This window comes from Cognatiluteimonas sedimenti, from assembly GCF_022808325.1.
GTDB lineage: Bacteria > Pseudomonadota > Gammaproteobacteria > Xanthomonadales > Xanthomonadaceae > Cognatiluteimonas > Cognatiluteimonas sedimenti.
Window position 1 is genome coordinate 99023 of sequence record NZ_JALGCL010000002.1, and the last position, 18100, is coordinate 117122.

General features: G+C 68.4%; 13 protein-coding genes. 9 read left to right on the forward strand and 4 right to left on the reverse strand.

What is annotated here, in order from left to right:
• Window positions 1–427: 427 nt before the first annotated feature.
• Entirely contained in the window at window positions 428–2062 is a 1635-nt protein-coding gene (locus MQC88_RS07150; RefSeq protein ID WP_243320539.1) for a GMC family oxidoreductase, read from the reverse strand.
• A 155-nt stretch (window positions 2063–2217) separates the two neighbouring features.
• Here MQC88_RS07150 and MQC88_RS07155 point away from each other — a divergent pair, with 155 nt between their 5' ends.
• Genes MQC88_RS07155 through MQC88_RS07175 form a run of 5 tightly spaced genes read left to right on the forward strand, consistent with a single transcriptional unit; the run spans window position 2218 to window position 6586 of the window.
• Window positions 2218–3525, forward strand: coding sequence for an NTP/NDP exchange transporter (locus MQC88_RS07155; RefSeq protein ID WP_243320541.1), 1308 nt, complete (start codon window positions 2218–2220; stop codon window positions 3523–3525).
• Window positions 3526–3565: 40 nt separating this feature from the next.
• Window positions 3566–4471, forward strand: coding sequence for a metallophosphoesterase (locus MQC88_RS07160; RefSeq protein ID WP_243320542.1), 906 nt, complete (start codon window positions 3566–3568; stop codon window positions 4469–4471).
• A 32-nt stretch (window positions 4472–4503) separates the two neighbouring features.
• Window positions 4504–5097 carry an RNA polymerase sigma factor gene (locus tag MQC88_RS07165; protein WP_243320544.1) on the forward strand — a complete coding sequence of 198 codons (594 nt, stop codon included), beginning with the start codon at window positions 4504–4506 and terminating at the stop codon, window positions 5095–5097.
• A complete protein-coding gene (locus tag MQC88_RS07170) occupies window positions 5094–5627 on the forward strand; it encodes a hypothetical protein (protein ID WP_243320546.1) in 534 nt (177 codons plus the stop codon). The genes MQC88_RS07165 and MQC88_RS07170 overlap by 4 nt, the downstream gene beginning before the upstream one ends.
• Before the next feature lie 47 nt (window positions 5628–5674).
• Complete coding sequence (locus tag MQC88_RS07175; protein ID WP_243320548.1) at window positions 5675–6586, forward strand: DUF4097 family beta strand repeat-containing protein; 912 nt, start codon at window positions 5675–5677, stop codon at window positions 6584–6586.
• Between the two features lie 26 nt (window positions 6587–6612).
• On the opposite strand, the gene MQC88_RS07180 is transcribed toward MQC88_RS07175, so the two are convergent.
• A complete protein-coding gene (locus MQC88_RS07180) occupies window positions 6613–7083 on the reverse strand; it encodes a hotdog fold domain-containing protein (protein ID WP_243320550.1) in 471 nt (156 codons plus the stop codon).
• 2 nt (window positions 7084–7085) lie between these two features.
• On the reverse strand, window positions 7086–9560 hold the full coding sequence (locus MQC88_RS07185) for an acyl-CoA dehydrogenase (RefSeq protein ID WP_243320552.1): 2475 nt from the start codon (window positions 9558–9560) through the stop codon (window positions 7086–7088).
• A 227-nt stretch (window positions 9561–9787) separates the two neighbouring features.
• On the opposite strand from MQC88_RS07185, the gene MQC88_RS07190 reads away from it, so the two are divergent.
• The 4 genes from MQC88_RS07190 to MQC88_RS07205 all read left to right on the forward strand — a co-directional run bounded on the left by MQC88_RS07190 (window position 9788) and on the right by MQC88_RS07205 (window position 17163).
• Complete coding sequence (locus MQC88_RS07190) at window positions 9788–10390, forward strand: TetR/AcrR family transcriptional regulator (RefSeq protein WP_243320553.1); 603 nt, start codon at window positions 9788–9790, stop codon at window positions 10388–10390.
• Between the two features lie 40 nt (window positions 10391–10430).
• The gene (locus MQC88_RS07195) at window positions 10431–12224 is read left to right on the forward strand and encodes a phosphoenolpyruvate carboxykinase (GTP) (protein WP_243320556.1); all 1794 of its coding nucleotides are present in this window, start codon (window positions 10431–10433) and stop codon (window positions 12222–12224) included.
• A 285-nt stretch (window positions 12225–12509) separates the two neighbouring features.
• Window positions 12510–15524 carry a TonB-dependent receptor gene (locus MQC88_RS07200; RefSeq protein ID WP_243320559.1) on the forward strand — a complete coding sequence of 1005 codons (3015 nt, stop codon included), beginning with the start codon at window positions 12510–12512 and terminating at the stop codon, window positions 15522–15524.
• Between the two features lie 82 nt (window positions 15525–15606).
• A complete protein-coding gene (locus MQC88_RS07205) occupies window positions 15607–17163 on the forward strand; it encodes a tetratricopeptide repeat-containing sulfotransferase family protein (protein ID WP_243320561.1) in 1557 nt (518 codons plus the stop codon).
• A gap of 54 nt (window positions 17164–17217) precedes the next feature.
• Here MQC88_RS07205 and MQC88_RS07210 read toward each other — a convergent pair whose 3' ends face one another.
• Window positions 17218–18033, reverse strand: coding sequence for an XOO1806 family protein (locus MQC88_RS07210; RefSeq protein ID WP_243321287.1), 816 nt, complete (start codon window positions 18031–18033; stop codon window positions 17218–17220).
• Window positions 18034–18100: the final 67 nt, after the last annotated feature.

The window sequence follows — 18100 nt, forward strand, 5'->3', positions numbered from 1 at the left end:
CGACCCCACTCCCGGTTCCCGGGAGGGGCTTCCGCACGATTGTTCGGCCGCATGCCTTCGCGGAGGCTTGGCGGGCCCCGGCGCGGCCGGCAGCGCTTCGCCGCGATCTGACAGCCCGGCGTGGCCGCCACCCCTTCGGGGCGAATGTCCCCCGGCCTGCGGCCTCCTCCTTGATTTCGCCCCGAAGGGCTGGCGGCCACGCCGGGACGTCGGATCGCAGGCCTGCGGAAGAGCGCTGCCCTGCTTTGTCTTGTGAGTCACCCCGCAACTCGCAACGCATCCGGCGCCCGACGAATGCACGTATCCGCGCGCCCGGCCATTCCGCAGGCGAAGCGCTTTCCCTTCAATCGGGCGCGCGTTGTTTCGGGCGCCGGCACTCTCGCGGCGGTGCCTGCATCTTCCCTGGCGATCGCGGCGCCTGTCTTGACTACGCCGGGGGGGCGTGGCCGCGGATCAGGTCCGCCGCGCGCTCGGCGATCATGATCGTCGGTGCGTTGGTGTTGCCGGTGGGCAGGGTGGGCATCACCGAGGCGTCGACCACGCGCAGGCCATCGACGCCGCGCACGCGCAGCTGCGGGTCGACCACCGCGGCGTCGTCGCTGCCCATGCGGCAGCTGCCGACCGGGTGGTACACGGTTTCGGCCTTGGCGCGGACGAAGTCGACCAGTTCGGCGTCGGTGAGACCATCGCGCGCGGGGAAGATCGGCGCGCCACGGTAGGCATCGAATGCCGGCTGCGCGAACAGCTCGCGCGATACCTTCGCGCATTCAACCATCATCCGCAGGTCGTGGCCCTCGGCGTCGCCGAGGTAGTTGGCCTCGATCCGCGCCTTGTCGCTGGCACGGTTGCTGGCGAGCGCGATGCGGCCGCGGCTGCGCGGGTGCAGGAAGCAGGCGTGCAGGGTGTAGCCGTCGCCGGGCAGGCGATGGCGGCCGTGGTCGTCGAGCATCGCCGGCACGAAGTGGAACTGCATGTCGCAGCGCTCGTCGGCGGCCAGCGCCGAGCGGAAGAAACCGCCGGCCTCGGCGATGTTGCTGCTGCCGGCGCCGCGATGCCCGCGCAGGAACCAGTCGAACGCGGTCTTCAATTCGCTGGCGCGGTCGTAGCTCAGGCCGGGTGGGCAATGGCGCAGGGTGCAGATGTCGAGGTGGTCCTGCAGGTTGCGGCCGACGTCGCCGGCGTCGACCACCACGTCGATCCGGTGCCGGCGCAACTCCGCGGCCGGGCCGACGCCCGACAGCATCAACAGTTGCGGCGAATTGATCGCGCCGCCGCAGACGATGACCTCGCGCGCAGCCTGCTGGTGGAAGGCCTTGCCGAGCATCGAATAGGTGACGCCGTTGGCGCGCGGATTGGAAGATGAGGCCTTGTCGAAGGTGATGCGGCTGGCCAGCGCGCGGGTATGCACGGTGAGGTTGGGCCGCGGTTTCGCCGGGTCCAGGTAGGCCACCGCGGCCGAGCAGCGCGCGCCGTCGCGCTGGGTGACCTGGTAGAGGCCGACGCCCGCCTGGGCGGGACCGTTGAAATCGGGGTTGTGTCGCAGCCCGGCCTGCTGCCCGGCTTCGACGAAGGCACGCGACAGCGGATTGACGTGGCGCAGGTCCGAGACCGTCAGCGGGCCATCGCCGCCGTGCAGCTTTTTCCAGTCCCGCTCATCCTGAGCTTGTCGAAGGACGCGGGTGTTGCCTTCGCTGCGGCGGAAGTACGGCAATACCGCTTCCCAGTTCCAGCCGTCGGCGCCGGCGGCCGCCCAGCTGTCGTAGTCGGCGGGGACGCCGCGGATGTAGCACATCGCATTGATCGAACTCGAGCCGCCCAGCACCTTGCCGCGTGGCCACCAGAGCGTGCGGTTGTCCAGTTGCGGTTGCGGTGCGGTGTCGTAGTCCCAGTTGACGCCCTTCTGCCCAACCAGCCTGGCCAGGCCCGCGGGCATGTGGATGAAGGGGTGCCAGTCGCGGCCGCCGGCCTCCAGCAGCAGCACCTTGCAGTCCGGATCCTCGCTGAGGCGGTTGGCGAGCACGCAGCCGGCCGAACCGGCGCCGATGATGATGTAGTCGTACACGGACCGCCCCGCGGCACGGAGCGTGCCGATCTGCAGCCAAACTATGCCGCGATACTGGAGCAATTGCTCGGCCACGCGGCGCCGCGCTGGCGGCCGGCGCCCGCCATCGGCTAACGTGCACGCGCTGCCGGGCCGGCAGCGACAGTGGAGCGGCGATGGCCGACAGCCGCAAACGCGTCCATGCCGGCGAACTGCACGCGCTGGCGCTGTCGTTCACCTATTTCTTCTGCGTGCTGGCCGCGTACTACATGATCCGGCCGGTGCGCGAGCAGCTGTCGGCGGCGGTCGGTTCGACCCAGCTTCCGTGGTTCTACGCCGCCACCTTCGTGGCGATGCTGGCGCTGGCGCCGGTGTTCGGGGCGCTGGTGTCACGCTACCCGCGGCGGGTCGTGGTGCCGTTGCTCAACCTCGTGTTCATCGCCTGCCTGGTCGGCTTCGTGCCGCTGTTCACGCAGTCGGGGCTGCTGTCGCCGCGCGCGCTGGGGGTGCTGTTCTTCGTCTGGGTGAGCGTGTTCAACCTGTTCGTCGTGTCGGTGTTCTGGATCTTCATGACCGACATCTGGAGCGTGGAACAGGCGCGGCGCCTGTTCCCGCTGATCGCCCTGGCCGGGACCGCCGGCGCGGTGGCCGGGCCGATGCTGACCCGCGGCCTGGTCACGGTCGTCGGCGTGGCGCCGCTGCTGCTGGTCTCCGCCAGTTTGCTCGGCGTGGCGGTCGCGTGCGTGGTGCTGCTGGGGCGCTGGGCGCGCAGGCACGGCGCCGGCCGCCACGACGCGCGCCACGAGGCCGCGGTCGGCGGCGGCATGTGGGACGGGCTGAAGCAGATCTTCGCCACGCCGTTCATGCGCGCGATGGCGATCCTGCTGTTGCTCGCCGACGGCATCGGCACGGTCAACTACGCGTTGGTCACCGACTATTCGAAGGCGGCATTCACCGATGCGGTGGCGCGCACCGCGTTTGCCGCCAACGTCGACCTCGCCACCAACGTGCTGACCGCGCTGGTGCAGCTGACGCTGACCCGCTGGCTGCTGCCGCGCCACGGCGCCGGCCCGACCATCCTGGTGTGGGCAATCACCAGCATCGCGATGCTGTTGCTGGTGGTGTTTTCCGCCGATCCGCACGCGCCGCTGCTGGCGGGCATGCCGGCGGTGGCGCTCGCGCTGATCGTCAGTCGCGGCCTGGCCTACGGCATGGCCGAACCTGCACGCCACAGCCTGTTCGCCGGGGTGCCGCGCAACATCCGCTACAAGGGCCAGAACGCGGTGGACACGGCGGTGTGGCGCTTTGGGGACGTGACCATCGCGCTGGGCATGAACGCACTGCGCGCGCTCGGCGCGACCGTCTCGACCTTTGCCGCGATCAGCGCGGTATCGGCGCTTGCGGCCGGCGCGATCGGCTGGCGCACTGCGCGAGAGGTCGACCGCGGCATGGCCGGGCGGGCACGGGCGGAAGCGTCGCCATGACCGCGCCGCGGGTGCGACCGAAGGCGCGATCGCGCGTGCCATGAGGGACCAGGCCCTCGAGCAGGCGATACCCGAGCGCTCGCGTCGCCATCGCCGCTGGGGGCAGCGCGCGCTGTGGCTGCTGGCCGCGCTGCTGCTGGCCTTCCTGGCCTGGGGTTTCGTCTGGGAACCGGCGCAGCTGGTCGAACGCGATTACACGCTGGCGTTGCCGCGTTGGCCGGCGCGTTGCGACGGCTTGCGCGTGGACGTGGTCGCCGACCTGCACACCGGCTCGCCGCGCAACGGCGTCGACAAGCTCGACCGCGTCGTCCGCCGCCTCGAGGCCAGCGACAGCGACGCGGTGCTGCTGGCCGGCGATTACGTGATCCTCAAGGTGCTGCTGGGCCGTTACGTGGCGCCGGAAGTGGTTGCCGCGCACCTGCGGCCACTGGCGGCGCGCAAGCCGGTGTACGCGGTGCTGGGCAACCACGACTGGTGGAAGAACGGTCGCAAGGTCCGGCGCGCGCTGGAATCGGCCGGGATCGTGGTGCTGGAGAACCAGGCGCGCGAACTGAGCTTGCGCGGTTGTCGCTTCTGGCTGGTCGGGATCGGCGACCTGTGGGAAGGGCATCCGGATGTCCGCGGCAGTTTCGCGCAGGTGCGCGACGCCGCGCCGGTGATCGCGCTGACCCACAACCCGGAGATCTTCCCGCGGATGCCGGCGCGCGCATCGCTGGTGGTCGCCGGGCACACCCATGGCGGCCAGGTCTGGCTGCTGCCGGGGCGTCCGTCGATGCGCGGCCCCCATTACCTGGCCGGGCAAATTGTCGAGGGCGGGCGGCGCTTGTTCGTCAGCCCCGGGATCGGCACCAGCATCCTGCCGTTCCGTTTCCGGGTCCCGCCGGAGATCTCGCGCCTCACCTTGCGCCGGATGGCCCCCGGGCCACTTCCGCCCGCGCCGCCTTAAACCCGAGGCCGCGTGGCGGCATCGGACTGGATATGCTCACCCTCACCGTGACCGACTGGCTTCCCGATACCGACCCTGCCGCGTCCGCGGCCGATGTCGACCAGGCCTTGGCGCGTTCGGCCGCCGCCGGCGACACCGGAGCCTTCGAGGCGCTGTACCGGCGGCACGCGGCGCGCGTGCATGGGGTGGTCGCGCGGCTGGTCGGGTTCGACCGCGCCCGGGCCGAAGACCTGGTGCAGGAGGCCTTCGTCCGCGCCTGGCAGGCATTGCCGGCGTACCGCTTCGAGAGCGCGTTCGGCACCTGGCTGCACCGGCTGGCGGTCAACACCGCGCTGATGGAGCTGCGCGCGCGTCGCAGCCGGCCGCAGGCCGATGGCGACGACGAGGCGCTGGAGCGCCTCGGCGCGCCGGATTCGGCGGGTCATGCGACCGCCTTGTCGCTGGACCTGGAACGCGCCGTCGCGACCTTGCCGCCGCGCGCCCGCGCGGTGCTGGTGCTGTACGACGTGGAAGGCTGGAAACACGAGGAGATCGCCGACGCGCTGGGCATGGCGGTCGGCAGCTCCAAGGCGCAACTGCACCGCGCCCGGGGCCTGTTGCGCACACGCTTGGGAGAACACGCATGAACGACCACGTCGATCCGTCCCGCGACGACGCCCCGCTCGACGCCAGCCTGCGCCTGCAGTTGCGGGGCCTGCGCCGCGAACTGGCGCCGGAACACGACCTGTGGCCGGGAATCGCGGCGCGCATCGCCGCGGTGCCCGCCGCAAAGCATCGCGCATCGCCACGACGCTTCGCGCCATGGGCGCTGGCGGCTTCGCTGGTGCTGGCGCTCGGCGTGGCGTGGCAATTGCAGCCGCCGTCGTCGCCGGTGGCCAAGCAGGATTCGACCTCGCAGGCATCGGCCGGCCTGATCGACCGCGAAGCCGAGGCGATGACCCGCGAATATCGCGCCGCGCTGCGCGAACTCCAGGCCTCGACGCCGCCTTCGGGCACGCCACAACCGGTGCAGCCCGCATTGCGTGAGCTCGATCGCAGCGCGCGGCAGATCCGCACTGCGCTGGCCCGCGATCCCGACGCGCGCTTCCTGCTCGAGCGCCTGCGCCGCACCTATTCACTGCGCCTGGAGTTGACCCAGCGCGCGGCCCTGACCTGATTCGCCGCGTCGCGAATCGACCGATCGAATTTTCCCGGAGAACCCCCATGCGCCCTTCCATCCACGTCCTGACGCTGGCCCTGCTGGCCGGCGTCGCCAGTGCGCCGCTGTTCGCGGCCACCCCGATCGACCAGACCCGGCCGCTGGATCCGCGCGGCCGGGTCGAGATCGACAACCTCAAGGGCCGCATCCAGGTCCGCGCCTGGGATCGCAATGAAGTCCACGTCACCGGAACGCTGGGCGAAGGCGTGGAAAAACTGGTGGTCGAGGGCGACGCCGGGCACCTCCTGGTCCGCGTCCAGTACCCGAAGAACATCGGCGCCTGGCGCACCGACCAGACCGGGCCCAGCAACCTGCAGCTGCAGGTCCCGCTGCAGGCGGACCTCGAAATCGAATCGGTTTCGGCCGACATGGACATCGATGGCGTCGCCCCCGGCGAGCTCGACCTCAACACCGTCAGCGGCAACGTGGTCGTCGCCGCCGCGCCCGGGCACGCCGACATCAACAGCGTCAGCGGCGACCTGCGGCTGACCCTCAACAGCCGCGAGGCTTCGGCCGAAACGGTCAGCGGCGACATCCTCCTGGCCGGGCGCCTGGACGGTGAAGTACATGCCGAGTCGGTGTCCGGGGACGTCACCATCGACAGTCGCGGCAAGCGCCTGCGTCGCCTGTCGACCGGCACCGTGTCCGGCGACATCACGGCGCGCTTCGGCCTGCTCGATGGCGGCCAGGTCAAGTCCGAAACCGTCAGCGGCGACATCCGCCTGCGCCTGCCGCGGTCGCTGTCGGCGCGCGTCAGCGGCGAGAGCTTCAGCGGCGACCTCGACGCGCCGGGCGCGAACGTCCGCAAGGAGGAGTTCGGGCCGGGGAAGAGCTTCGAGGCGAGCTACGGCAGCGGCGCCGGCGAAATCCGCATGGAGACCTTCTCCGGCGATGCCGAGCTGATCCTCGGCGACTGAACCCGGCGCTGGGAGACCGGGCGGCCTCAACCCCGCCTGGGCGACACCCACATGTCGATGCGCGCGCGGAACACCGTCTCGCCGGCATCGTTGGCGACATCGACGTCGAGGGGCAACGCGTAACCGGCGTCGGCGGCCACCGGCTCGAACGCGGGCACGGCCAGCGCATGCATGCGACCGGCCGCCTTCTTCAGGTATTCGACCGCCATCCCTTTCGGGATCCAGCGCATCGACGCGGGAATGCTGGCCTCGCAGGTCAGCCCGCCGATGAATTCGGCCAGGTTGCACAGCGCGATCGCATGCACGGTCCCGAGGTGGTTGCTCACCGCGTGCCGGTGCCGCAGCGTGGCTTCGCCGCGCCCGGGTGCCAGCGACACGATCCGCGGCGCGATGCTGGAGAAATACGGCGCCTTCCAGCACACCAGCCGCGAGAACAGCCAGCGGCCGGCAGGCCAGCGCGATATGCGCTTGTACAGCCGCAGCACCGACGCCGCCATCGTTACGCGGCCGCGCGTGCGCCCGGGGTGCCGTGCAGGCGGGCGTAACCGGCGGAGCGCAGTTCCGCGGGGTCGAAGTCGTCGACCGTGATCGCGTCCAGCGTCATCGCCCGCAGCTCCTCGAGTTGCGCGCGCTCCTCTGCGGTGATCCAGCCTTCGCGCACGCCTTCCTCCAGCTGCCCGGCGAACTCGAGCGCCTCGATGTCGCTGTGCTTCAGCGCCTTGAGGAACTTGCGTTCGACAGGCTCCGCCAGCACCACCTTGGGCAGGTAGCTGTCGATGCGCCCGGCCGGGTTGTTGGCGCAGGGCGTGAGGAACACGCCCTCGGCAAGGCGCGCGCGCGCGTCGCACGGCGTCATCAGCAGCGCCGCGGCGCGGCGGCTGAGGCGGTCGCCCGGGGCCTGGGCGCGACGGCCGAGCGGGAACACCAGCAGCCACAGCAGCCAGCCCATGGGCCGGATCGGGAAGTTGCGCAACGCCAGCGACAACGCGGTCTCGATCTTGTTGACCGCGTCGTGCACGGCCCACGCCAGCAGCGGCTGGTCGCCCTCGGGCGCACCTTCGTCCTGGTAGCGCTTGAGCATGGCGCTGCAGATGTACAGCTGGCTGAGCACGTCGCCCAGGCGCCCGGACAGCGACTCCTTGAACTTGAGCTTGCCGCCGAGCAGCAGCATCGAGGTGTCGGCCATCACCGCCAGCGTCGCCGAGTAACGGTCGAGCTTGCGGTAGAAGCGGCGGGTGTAGGCATCGCCCGGCGCGCGCCCGACCTTGGCGAAGGTGAGGCCGTACCAGAACGCGCGCACGGCATTGGAGATCGCCGCGCCGATGTGCCGGAACAGGTACTTGTCGAACTCCTCCAGGCGCTGCGCCGGATCTTCCAGCTGCGCCGCCTTCATCTCCTTCAGCACCCACGGATGGCACAGGATCGCGCCCTGGCCGAAGATCATCAGCGATCGCGTCATGATGTTCGCGCCCTCGACGGTGATGCTGATCGGGGTCGCCTGCCAGCCGCGGCCGAGGTAGTTGCGCGGCCCTAGGATGATGCCCTTGCCGCCGTGGACGTCCATCGCGTCCTTGACCACTTCGCGGCCCATCTCGGTGCAGTGGTACTTGGCGATGGTCGACGGCACCGCCGGGTTCTCGCCGCGCGACACCGCCGCTGCGGTCGCCTGCGACAGCGCGCTGATCGCATAGGCCTTGCCGGCGATCCGCGACAGCGCTTCCTGCACGCCCTCGAAGCGACCGATCGAGAGGCCGAACTGCTTGCGGATGCGCGCATAGGCGCCGGTCACCACCGCGGCCATCTTGGCGCCGCCGCTGGCGGTGGAGGGCAGGGTGATCGAACGCCCGATCGACAGGCATTCCATCAGCATCTGCCAGCCGCGGCCGGCGTAGTCCTCGCCGCCGATCAGCTGCGACAGCGGGACGAACACGCCCTCGCCGTGGATCGGGCCGTTCTGGAACGGCGTATTGAGCGGGAAATGGCGACGCCCGATCTCCAGCCCCGGCGTGTCGGCGGGCACCAGCGCCAGCGAGATGCCGATGTCGGGCTTGTCGCCGAGCAGCCCGTCGGGGTCGTACATGCGGAACGCGACGCCGACCAGCGTCGCCACCGGCGCCAGGGTGATGTAGCGCTTGTTGAGCGTGAGCCGGATGCCCAGTACCTGCGCACCACCCCATTCGCCCATCGCGACGATCCCGTAGTCGGGGATCGAGGTGGCGTCGGAGCCGGCGAACGGCCCGGTCAGCGCGAAGCACGGGACGTCGGTGCCGTCGGCCAGGCGCGGCAGGTAATGCCGCTTCTGCTCTTCGGTGCCGTAGTGCATCAGCAGTTCCGCCGGCCCCAGCGAATTGGGCACGCCGACGGTGGAGCTGACCACGGACGAGATCGACGCCAGCTTCTGGATCACCTTGTGGTTCATCAGCGCCGAGAAACCCAGGCCGCCGTATTCCTTCGGGATGTTCAGGCCGAAGAAGCCCTGCGTTTTCACGAACTCCCACATCTCCGGCGGCAGGTCTGCGCGCACGTGGGTGATGTCCCAGTCGTCGACCATCCTGCACAGCTGCTCGCAGGGGCCGTCGAGATAGGCCTGTTCCTCGGCGGTGAGCTCAGGCTTGGGCTGCGACAGCAACTGGCTCCAGTCCGGTTTGCCGGAGAACAGCTGGCCCTCGAAGCCGACCGTTCCCGACTCGATCGCGGTGCGCTCGGTATCCGACAGCGGCGGCAGGATCCGGGTGTAGAAGCCGAGCAACGGCGCGGTGATGTAGGGCTTGCGGATCCCGGGGAGCAGCAGCGGCAACGCGACCAGCGCCACCAGCAGCGCGGCGACCGCGGTCGCGGCCGGGCTTGCGCCGAGCAGCCAGCAGGCCAGCAGCAGGCAGGCGGTGAGTGCCGCCCAGACCGCCAGCCGCAGCCGGTGGTAGGCGGCGAACGCGCCGGCGAACAGGAAGGCGAGGAAGGGAATGGCGACGCTCATGCAAAGGTCTCCAGCAGGCCCTGGCCGCAGTCCGCAGCCAATCGAGGGAGGCACGCCGGGCGGCGCGGATCCGACTGGCGGAGTGTGCACCCGGGCTATACCATACGCCCAAGTATGGATAGGCGGCCGAGGCACTGTCAATCGACGGGCGCGGCGGCGATTGCCCTGACCCGATCCGGGGCTAGCGCGTACTATTACCCGATATGGCGTATGGACAACCCCCACCGATGACGGCTGCCACGACCCCGGCCAGATCCAATCCGCACGCGCGCGGGACCGGCCGGCTCAGCGCCGGGGACTGGGCCCAGGCTGCACTCGACCTGATCGCCGAGCAGGGCGTGGCCGCGGTGGCGGTGGAACCGCTGGCGCGGCGGCTCGGCGTTACCAAGGGCAGCTTCTACTGGCACTTTCCCTCGCGCGAGGCCTTGCTGGTGGCGGCGCTGGAGCGCTGGGAAAAGGTCGAACAGGAAGAAGTCTTCGGCCAGCTCGAGGCGATCCCGGATCCCGGCCAGCGCCTGCGCGCACTGTTCGACCTGGTCGCGCACGAGGCGCGCTCGCACATCATCTACAGCGAGCTGCTCAAGGCGCTGGACCACCCGGTGGTCAAGCCGGTGATCGGCCGCGTCTCCGCGCGCCGGCTGGAATACCTGACCGCCTCGTTCCGCCAGGCCGGGCTCAGCCGCAGCGATGCCCGGCATCGCGCGCGCCTGGCCTACGCGGCCTACGTCGGCTTCCTGCAGCTGAGCCTGCAGTTGCACCAGCCGCGGCTGCCGCACGACGAGTTCGAGGCCTACGTCGAGCACGTCATGGCCACGCTGATCCCGTCCTGAATTCCCCTTTCTGTTCTCGATTCCGCTGGAGGCGACACCGGTGAACGCAATTTCCAAAGACCTGCCCGCGCCCGGAAGCGCGGGCAGCACGCTGCAGGCCTTGAACCAATGGGTGGTGGACGTCGCGGCACTGACCCGGCCCGATGCGATCCACTGGTGCGACGGCAGCGATGCCGAGAACGCGGCCCTGGTCGCGAAGATGGAAGCCGATGGCACCCTGGTTCGACTCAACGAGCAGACCCATCCGCAAAGCTGGTTGCACCGCTCGCACCCCGACGACGTGGCGCGCGTGGAGCACCTGACGCTGGTATGCACGCCCGAACGCGAGGACGCCGGCCCCAACAACCACTGGATGGCGCCGGCGCAGGCGCACGCGAAGATCGACGCGCTGTTCGACGGCTGCATGCGGGGCCGCACGATGTACGTCATCCCGTATTGCATGGGCCCGATCGATTCGCCGCTGTCGCGTTGCGGCGTCGAGGTCACCGATTCGCCGTACGTGGTCGCCAACATGCGGATCATGACCCGCATGGGCGCGCCGGCGCTGGCGCGGATCGAGCGCGAAGGCTCCTTCGTCAAGGGCCTGCACTCGATCGGCGAGCTCGATCCGGAGCGCCGCTTCATCATGCATTTCCCCGAGGAACTGACGATCAAGTCGTACGGCTCGGGCTACGGCGGCAACGCGCTGCTGGGCAAGAAGTGCCATGCGCTGCGCATCGCCTCGCACCAGGCGCGCAGCGAAGGTTGGCTGGCCGAGCACATGCTGATCCTCGGGCTCGAGGATCCGCAGGGGAAAACCCATTACATCGCCGCCGCATTCCCGTCGGCCTGCGGCAAGACCAACCTGGCGATGCTGATCCCGCCGGAGGGCTACCGCGAGGCCGGCTGGAAGATCTGGACCATCGGCGACGACATCTGCTGGATGCGCCCGGGCGCCGATGGCCGCCTGTACGCGATCAACCCGGAGGCCGGCTTTTTCGGCGTTGCGCCGGGCACGTCGAGGAAGTCGAACCCGAATGCGCTGGCGTCGATCCAGTCGCACACGATCTTCACCAATGTCGGCGTCACCGCCGACAACCAGCCGTGGTGGGAAGGCATCGGCGACGACCGGCAGCCCGTCACCGACTGGCGCGGCGAACCGTACGACGCCGCCAAGGGCCCCGCCGCGCATCCCAATTCGCGCTTCACCGTCTCCGCGAAGCGTTGCCCGAGTTACTCGGACAAGGCCGAAGACGCGCAGGGCGTGCCGATTTCGGCGATCGTGTTCGGCGGTCGCCGCGCCTCGCTGGTGCCGCTGGTGTTCGAGGCGCGCGACTGGACCCACGGCGTGCTGGTGGGCGCCGCGATGGGTTCGGAAACAACGGCCGCGGCGACCGGTGCGGTTGGCGTGATGCGTCGCGATCCGATGGCGATGAAACCGTTCTGCGGCTACAACTTCGCCGACTACTTCGCGCACTGGCTGTCGTTCGACCAGCCCGGCGCGCAGCTGCCCAAGGTCTTCCACGTCAACTGGTTCCGCAAGGGTGACGACGGCAAGTTCCTGTGGCCGGGCTTCGGCGACAACCTGCGGGTGCTGGAGTGGATGATCCGGCGTGTCGACGGCAGCGCCGAGGGCGTCGAGACCCCGATCGGCGTGCTGCCGCAGGCGGGCGAGATCGACCTCGAAGGCGTTGCCTTGGCGCCAGGCGCCCGGGACATGCTGCTGGGCTTCGACCGCGAGGGCTGGCGCGCCGAATTCGAGGCGTTGGGGGCTTACCTGGCCGAATACGGCCCGCGGATGCCCGAGGCGCTCCGGGCCGAGCAGCAGCGGATCGCGGAGCAGTTGCAGGGCTGAGGCGTCCACGTCGGCTTAACGAACTGGCGTGCTGCATCGCAACAACACTGGCGCCGGCGGGCTGGAACTGGCCGCCGGCGTTTTCTTTGCAAAACAACGGGATGCGCCAAGAATGAGGCCCGGTCGCGGGCTTGGGGGCGAAACCGTCCGGTTTCAACGCGATTCACGGGCGAAAGGGGTTGTTAAAGAATTGTTGCCTGTTCTATAGTCGGCCGGTCTAGCCATCCTCGGCTTTGACGTACATGTACATCTCAAGGTCCTTCGTCCCTATGGGGGTTACAAAAAATGGCTTCTAAGAATCTCGCCAAAGGCCTGAAGCGAAGCGCACTGACCGCGGCACTGGGTCTTTGCTTCGTGGGTGGCGCCTATGCACAGACCAACGCGGCCGGTGCGATCACCGGTAGCGCCAATCCCGGCGACACCATCACCGTCACCAACGCCTCGCGCGGCTTCAGCCGCACGATCACCGTCGGTGCCGATGGCAACTATCGCTTCTCCGCCCTGCCGACCGGCCAGTACGAGGTCTCGGACAACGGCGGCGCGGCGCGCCCGGTCACCGTCAACGTCGGTACCTCGAGCACGGTCAACTTCACCAGCGGTGATGCGACCACGCTTGGCACCGTGACCGTTGTCGGCACCAACCAGGTCAACCCGATCGACGTCTCCTCGGTGGAGTCGACCACGATCCTGACCGCCGAGCAGATCGCCAAGATCCCGGTTCCGCGCGACGGCACTTCCGTGGCCCTGCTGGCACCGGGCACCGTGCGTGGCGACTCCGCGTTCGGCAACCTGGCCTCGTTCGGCGGTTCGTCCGTTGCCGAGAACCAGTACTACCTCAACGGCTTCAACATCACCAATACGTTCGCCAACCTGAACTTCGTGCAGGTGCCGTTCGAAGGCATCGCCGAGCAGCAGGTCAAGACGGGTGGTTACGGCGCCGAATTCGGTCGTTCGACCGGTGGCGTGCTGAACCAGATCACCAAGCGCGGCAGCAACGAGTTCCACGCCGGCGGCAACATCTTCTACTCGCCGGAATCGTTGGACGGAAACCCGCACGACCTGTTCCTCAACGACGGCACGCTGGTGCGTGACCGCTCCGAGAACAGCTCCTGGGATGCCACGGCCGCGATCTGGGCCAGCGGCGCGCTGGTCAAGGACCGCCTGTTCGCCTACGGGTTGCTGCAGTACGGCAAGTCCGAATCCGATGCCTACCCGGGCGTGCTCGAGGGCGGTTCCAACATCGCTTCCAGCCAGAAGCGCCCGAACTGGCTGTTGAAGATGGACTGGAACATCAACGACAGCAACATCCTCGAACTGACCTCGATGTCGGATACCCGCAAGACGGATACCGATTACTTCGAGACCAACTTCGACGCGGATGGCAAGCCGAGCCGCGGCGACTACCTGGGCACCGACTACAGCGAGAGCGGTGGTGACTTCTACGTGCTGAAGTACACCGGCTACCTGACCGACACCTTCACCCTGTCGGCGCTGGCGGGCCATGGCACCTTCAAGCGCAACAACTACAGCGTCTCGGCCAATGGCCTGACCAACTCCTACAGCGGCAATGTTGGTGGCGCGGTCCCGGGCTGCCCGCTGGTGATCGACGGCCGTCCGCCGAGCCAGAAGGACGTCACCGGCGTGTACTCGGGCTGTGACCTGGCTTCGCAGCTGGGCCGTCCGGACGCCCAGGACACCCGCGACCAGTACCGCATCGACGCCGAATGGCAGTTGGGCGACCACCTGCTCCGCGGCGGCGTCGACATCGACAACTTCGAGTCGGTCGCCGGCGAGTCCTACAGCGGCGGCATCTACTGGCGCTACATCCAGGACGGCGTCGTGCGCAAGCGCGTGTTCCAGTCCGGCGCCACGGTCGAGGTCGACCAGACTGCCTATTACATCGAGGACAGCTGGAGCATCACCGACAACTTCATCGCCTACCTGGGCCTGCGCTGGGATACGTTCGAGAACAAGAACGGCAATGGCGAGACCTTCGCCAAGATCAGCAACCAGTTCGCACCGCGCCTGGGCTTCTCCTGGGACGTGTTCGGCGACTCCACCTTCAAGGTGTTCGGCAACGCGGGCCGTTATGCCCTGCCGCTCACCGCGACGGTGGCCGTCCGCGGCGCCAGCGCATCGCTGTTCAGCGAGGAGTACTACACCTACACCGGCGTCGCCACCGACGGTACCGGCGCACCGACGGGTATCGCTCCCATCCCGGGCACCTTCCGCTACCTGAACAACGAGTTCGGCGTCGGCAAGAACCCGGCCACGATCGCGTCGTCCACGCTTGATCCGATGTACCAGGACGAGTACATCCTGGGCTTCCAGAAGCAGCTGACCGACAACGTCTCGCTCGGTGTCCGCGGCATCTACCGTGACCTGAAGCGCGCCATCGACGATACCTGCGACTACCGTCCGATCATCGACTGGGCGCTGGCCAACGGCTTTACCGCCAACGACGGTATCTTCCAGGCTCCGGAAGACCGCAGCGCACCGAACGAAATGGCCTTCTACAACCCGGGCTTCCCGTTCTGCCGCCTGTACAACCCGGGCCAGGATTCGGTCTACCACATGGACGTCAACGGCGACGGCGTGCTCGAGACCATCCCGGTCTCCGCCGAGGACGCCGGCGCGGGCGCGAAGCGTACCTACTCGGCGCTGGAGTTCTTCTTCCAGGGCAACTGGGACCGCTTCTTCCTGCAGGGGTCGTACACCTACGCCAAGAGCAAGGGCAACACCGAAGGTGGCGTCAAGTCCGATATCGGCCAGTCCGATACCGGCACCACGCAGGACTTCGACTACCCCGAGCTGACCTACGGCGCCTACGGCTACCTGCCGAACGATCGCCGCCACACCCTGAAGCTGTTCGGCAACTACGAGATCACCGATGAGTGGTCCGTGGGCGCCAACCTGCTGGTGCAGTCCGGCCGTCCGGTCAACTGCTTCGGCGCGTACGGTGCACGTCCGGACCATGGCTACGGCAACGGTTACTTCTCGTGCGATCCGGGCGTCCCTGATGCTGACCAGAACAATGGCTACACCATCGTTCCGCGTGGCAGCCAGGGCACGACGCCGTGGACCAAGACCCTGGACCTGAACGTGGCTTACCAGCCTGCGTTCGCCCCGGGCCTGCAGTTCAAGGTCGACGTGTTCAACGTGTTCAACGCCCAATCGGCCTCGACCTTCGACGAGTTCGGCGAGGACGCAGCGGGTAACCCGACCCCTGAAACCTACAAGCGCGCCACTGAGTACCAGGCCCCGCGTTCGGTGCGTTTCATGGTCCAGTACGATTTCTAAGAAAAGCGTTTGATGCACGGATTGAGCGGCCGCCTTCGGGCGGCCGCTTTTTTTGTGGGCGGGCGATATGGGACCATGGCCCATGACCACGCAAACCATCGGCCTGTGGCAGGCCGCACAGCAACAGTTCGCGCGCAAGGACTGGCCCGGTGCCCGGCGTTCCCTGCTGTCGATCCTGTCGATCCAGCCCGAACACGTCGCCGCCTTGCTGCATCTGTCATACGTGGAGTCGTACCTGGGGCACTACCGGGCCGCCAGGGAGTGCACCCTGCGTGCCCGGCACCTGGAGGTGCGCCACCCCGAGCTGCTGATGGACCTGTTCGGCCGGCTCCGCACCTTCAACGAGGCGGAAGCCTTCTTCAGCCGGCTCCAGTCGTTGCCGCCGCTGTCCCAGGTGGGCATACCGGTACTGCTCACGATTGCCGCGCAGCTGAGCTACCTGAACCTGCAGGAGCGCGCCTTGCCGTTCCTCGCGGAGGCGCGGAAGGGGGATCCGGACTACCCGCCGATGTTGCTGGCATCCGCGCAGGTACTGATTTACCTCGGGCGCTTCGATGAAGCGGAGGCCGATCTGGCGCGCTGCCTGCGTGTGGCGCCGGACTTGGCTCCCGCCTATTGGCAGTTGGCGCGCCTGCGTCGCCAGACCCCGGCTGATAACCACGTCGACCGGCTCCGTGAACTGCTTCGCAAGGATGCTTCCCCGGCCGAGCGCACGACCCTGCTCGCCTATGCCTTGCACAAGGAACTCGATGACCTGGGCGACCACGCCGGGGCTTGGCGGGCGCTCGAAACTGCGCTCCGCGCCAAGCGCCAGGCCTTGGCCTACGACCCAGAGGATTCCAGGCGACTGGTAGAGCAATTGATGACCTTGCCTGGAGCGCCGATAACGCAACCGGCATCGGGCGAGGGTGGGCGCACGCCCATCTTCATCGTCGGCATGCACCGCTCGGGGACGACGCTGCTCGAACAACTCCTGGACGGCCACGATGATGTCAAGGGCGTCGGCGAGTTGTACGACTTCACCAGCCAGATGCGCTACGCGACCGACCACCACTGCCGCGGCGTCATCGACGCGACCATCATGGAGCGCGCCGGCAGCGTGGACTTCGAAGCGGTCGGCCGCGGCTACCTGGACAAGATCGGATGGCGGCTAGGCAGGGAACGCTGTTTCACGGACAAACTGCCATCCAACTTCTTGAATATCGGCTTCATCTGCCAGGCGCTGCCGCAGGCGAAGATCCTGCACATGGTGCGCGATCCGGTCGAGACCTGCTTTTCCAACCTGCGCGAGCTGTTTTCCGATGCCAACCCCTATTCCTACGACCAGCTGGAGTTGGCGGCGTTCTACAGGCAGTATCGCCGCCTGATGGCGCACTGGCACAAGGCCTGGCCCGGCCGGATCCTCGACGTGGACTACGCCGAACTGACGCGGGATCCCGAAACGGTGCTAAGGCGGGTATGCGCGTTCTGTGGGCTGGACTTCGAGCCGCGGATGCTGGCGCTCACGGAAAGGGAGCGTGGAGTGGCAACTGCGAGCGCGGTTCAGGTGCGGCAGGGGATCGTCGCCCGCGAACGCCCCAAGTGGGCGCCATACGAGGCTTATCTGCAGCCGCTGATCCAGGCGCTGCGCGAGGACTGAGTGCCGGATGCAGGGCGCGGAAAGGCCGTGGCGGCCCCGAGCGACGTGCGCCGGCTACAGGTCCTGCTCGTAACGCACGTACGGCACGGTCCCATCACCGGAATCGCCGTTGCCGCTGGTCGAGAACGGGTTCTTGCCCCGGGTCACGACATTGTCCGCGCCGACCGTGAGCTGTCCGCTCCAGGGCGTACGCCAGGTCAGGCCAAGTCCCAGGCCGCTCCACTTGGGTTGGCCAGGGGTGTCGATGACGTGGCCAACGATGTTTGCGCCAAACGCGCCGAATCCACCGCCGATCGTCAACGACTTGCTGCTCCAGCGGTCCGTGAGCTCCGGTGCCTGCGAAGCCGGAACCAGGCGCGCCTTGGCGACGGTGCCGGCGATCGAGACGAAGCCTTCATTGCGCAGGTTCTTCTGCGCGAACACGGTGAGGTCGTTGACGTCGACCTGGTTGCGCGGCGCGCCGGGGACCAGCCAGCCTGGCAGGGTGTCGTGTCCGCTGCCGGCGCTTACGCCGAGCTTGCCGCCGTCGCGGCTGAAGGCCGCGGTCGCGCTGGCGCGGCGGCTGCCGTTGCGATTGTCGTCGTCAAGACTGTCGCCGAGCGCGGCGAGCAGGCAATTGTTGGGCAGGTTGCCGAGCGCGCCGACGATGCCGCTCTTGCGGTTGCACAGCAGTGCCAGCGAATCACCGGCTTCGAGGCCGAAAGTGGTGTCCAGCGAGTTGTTGCCGAAGCGCCAACGGGTGCCGACCTGCGGCGCTTCGGTCGGTTCAAGCACCAGATAGGCTTCGAGCTTGCCGCTGGCGTTGTTCCAGACCGGCAGCCAGGTGCTCTTGTCGCTGTGCCGCGTCTGCGCGGCCGCGCCTGCCACCATGCAGAGCAGGAGCAGCAGGGCCAACGGCAATTTCAGCAACCGGATGGTCATCGGCGGATCTGACCTC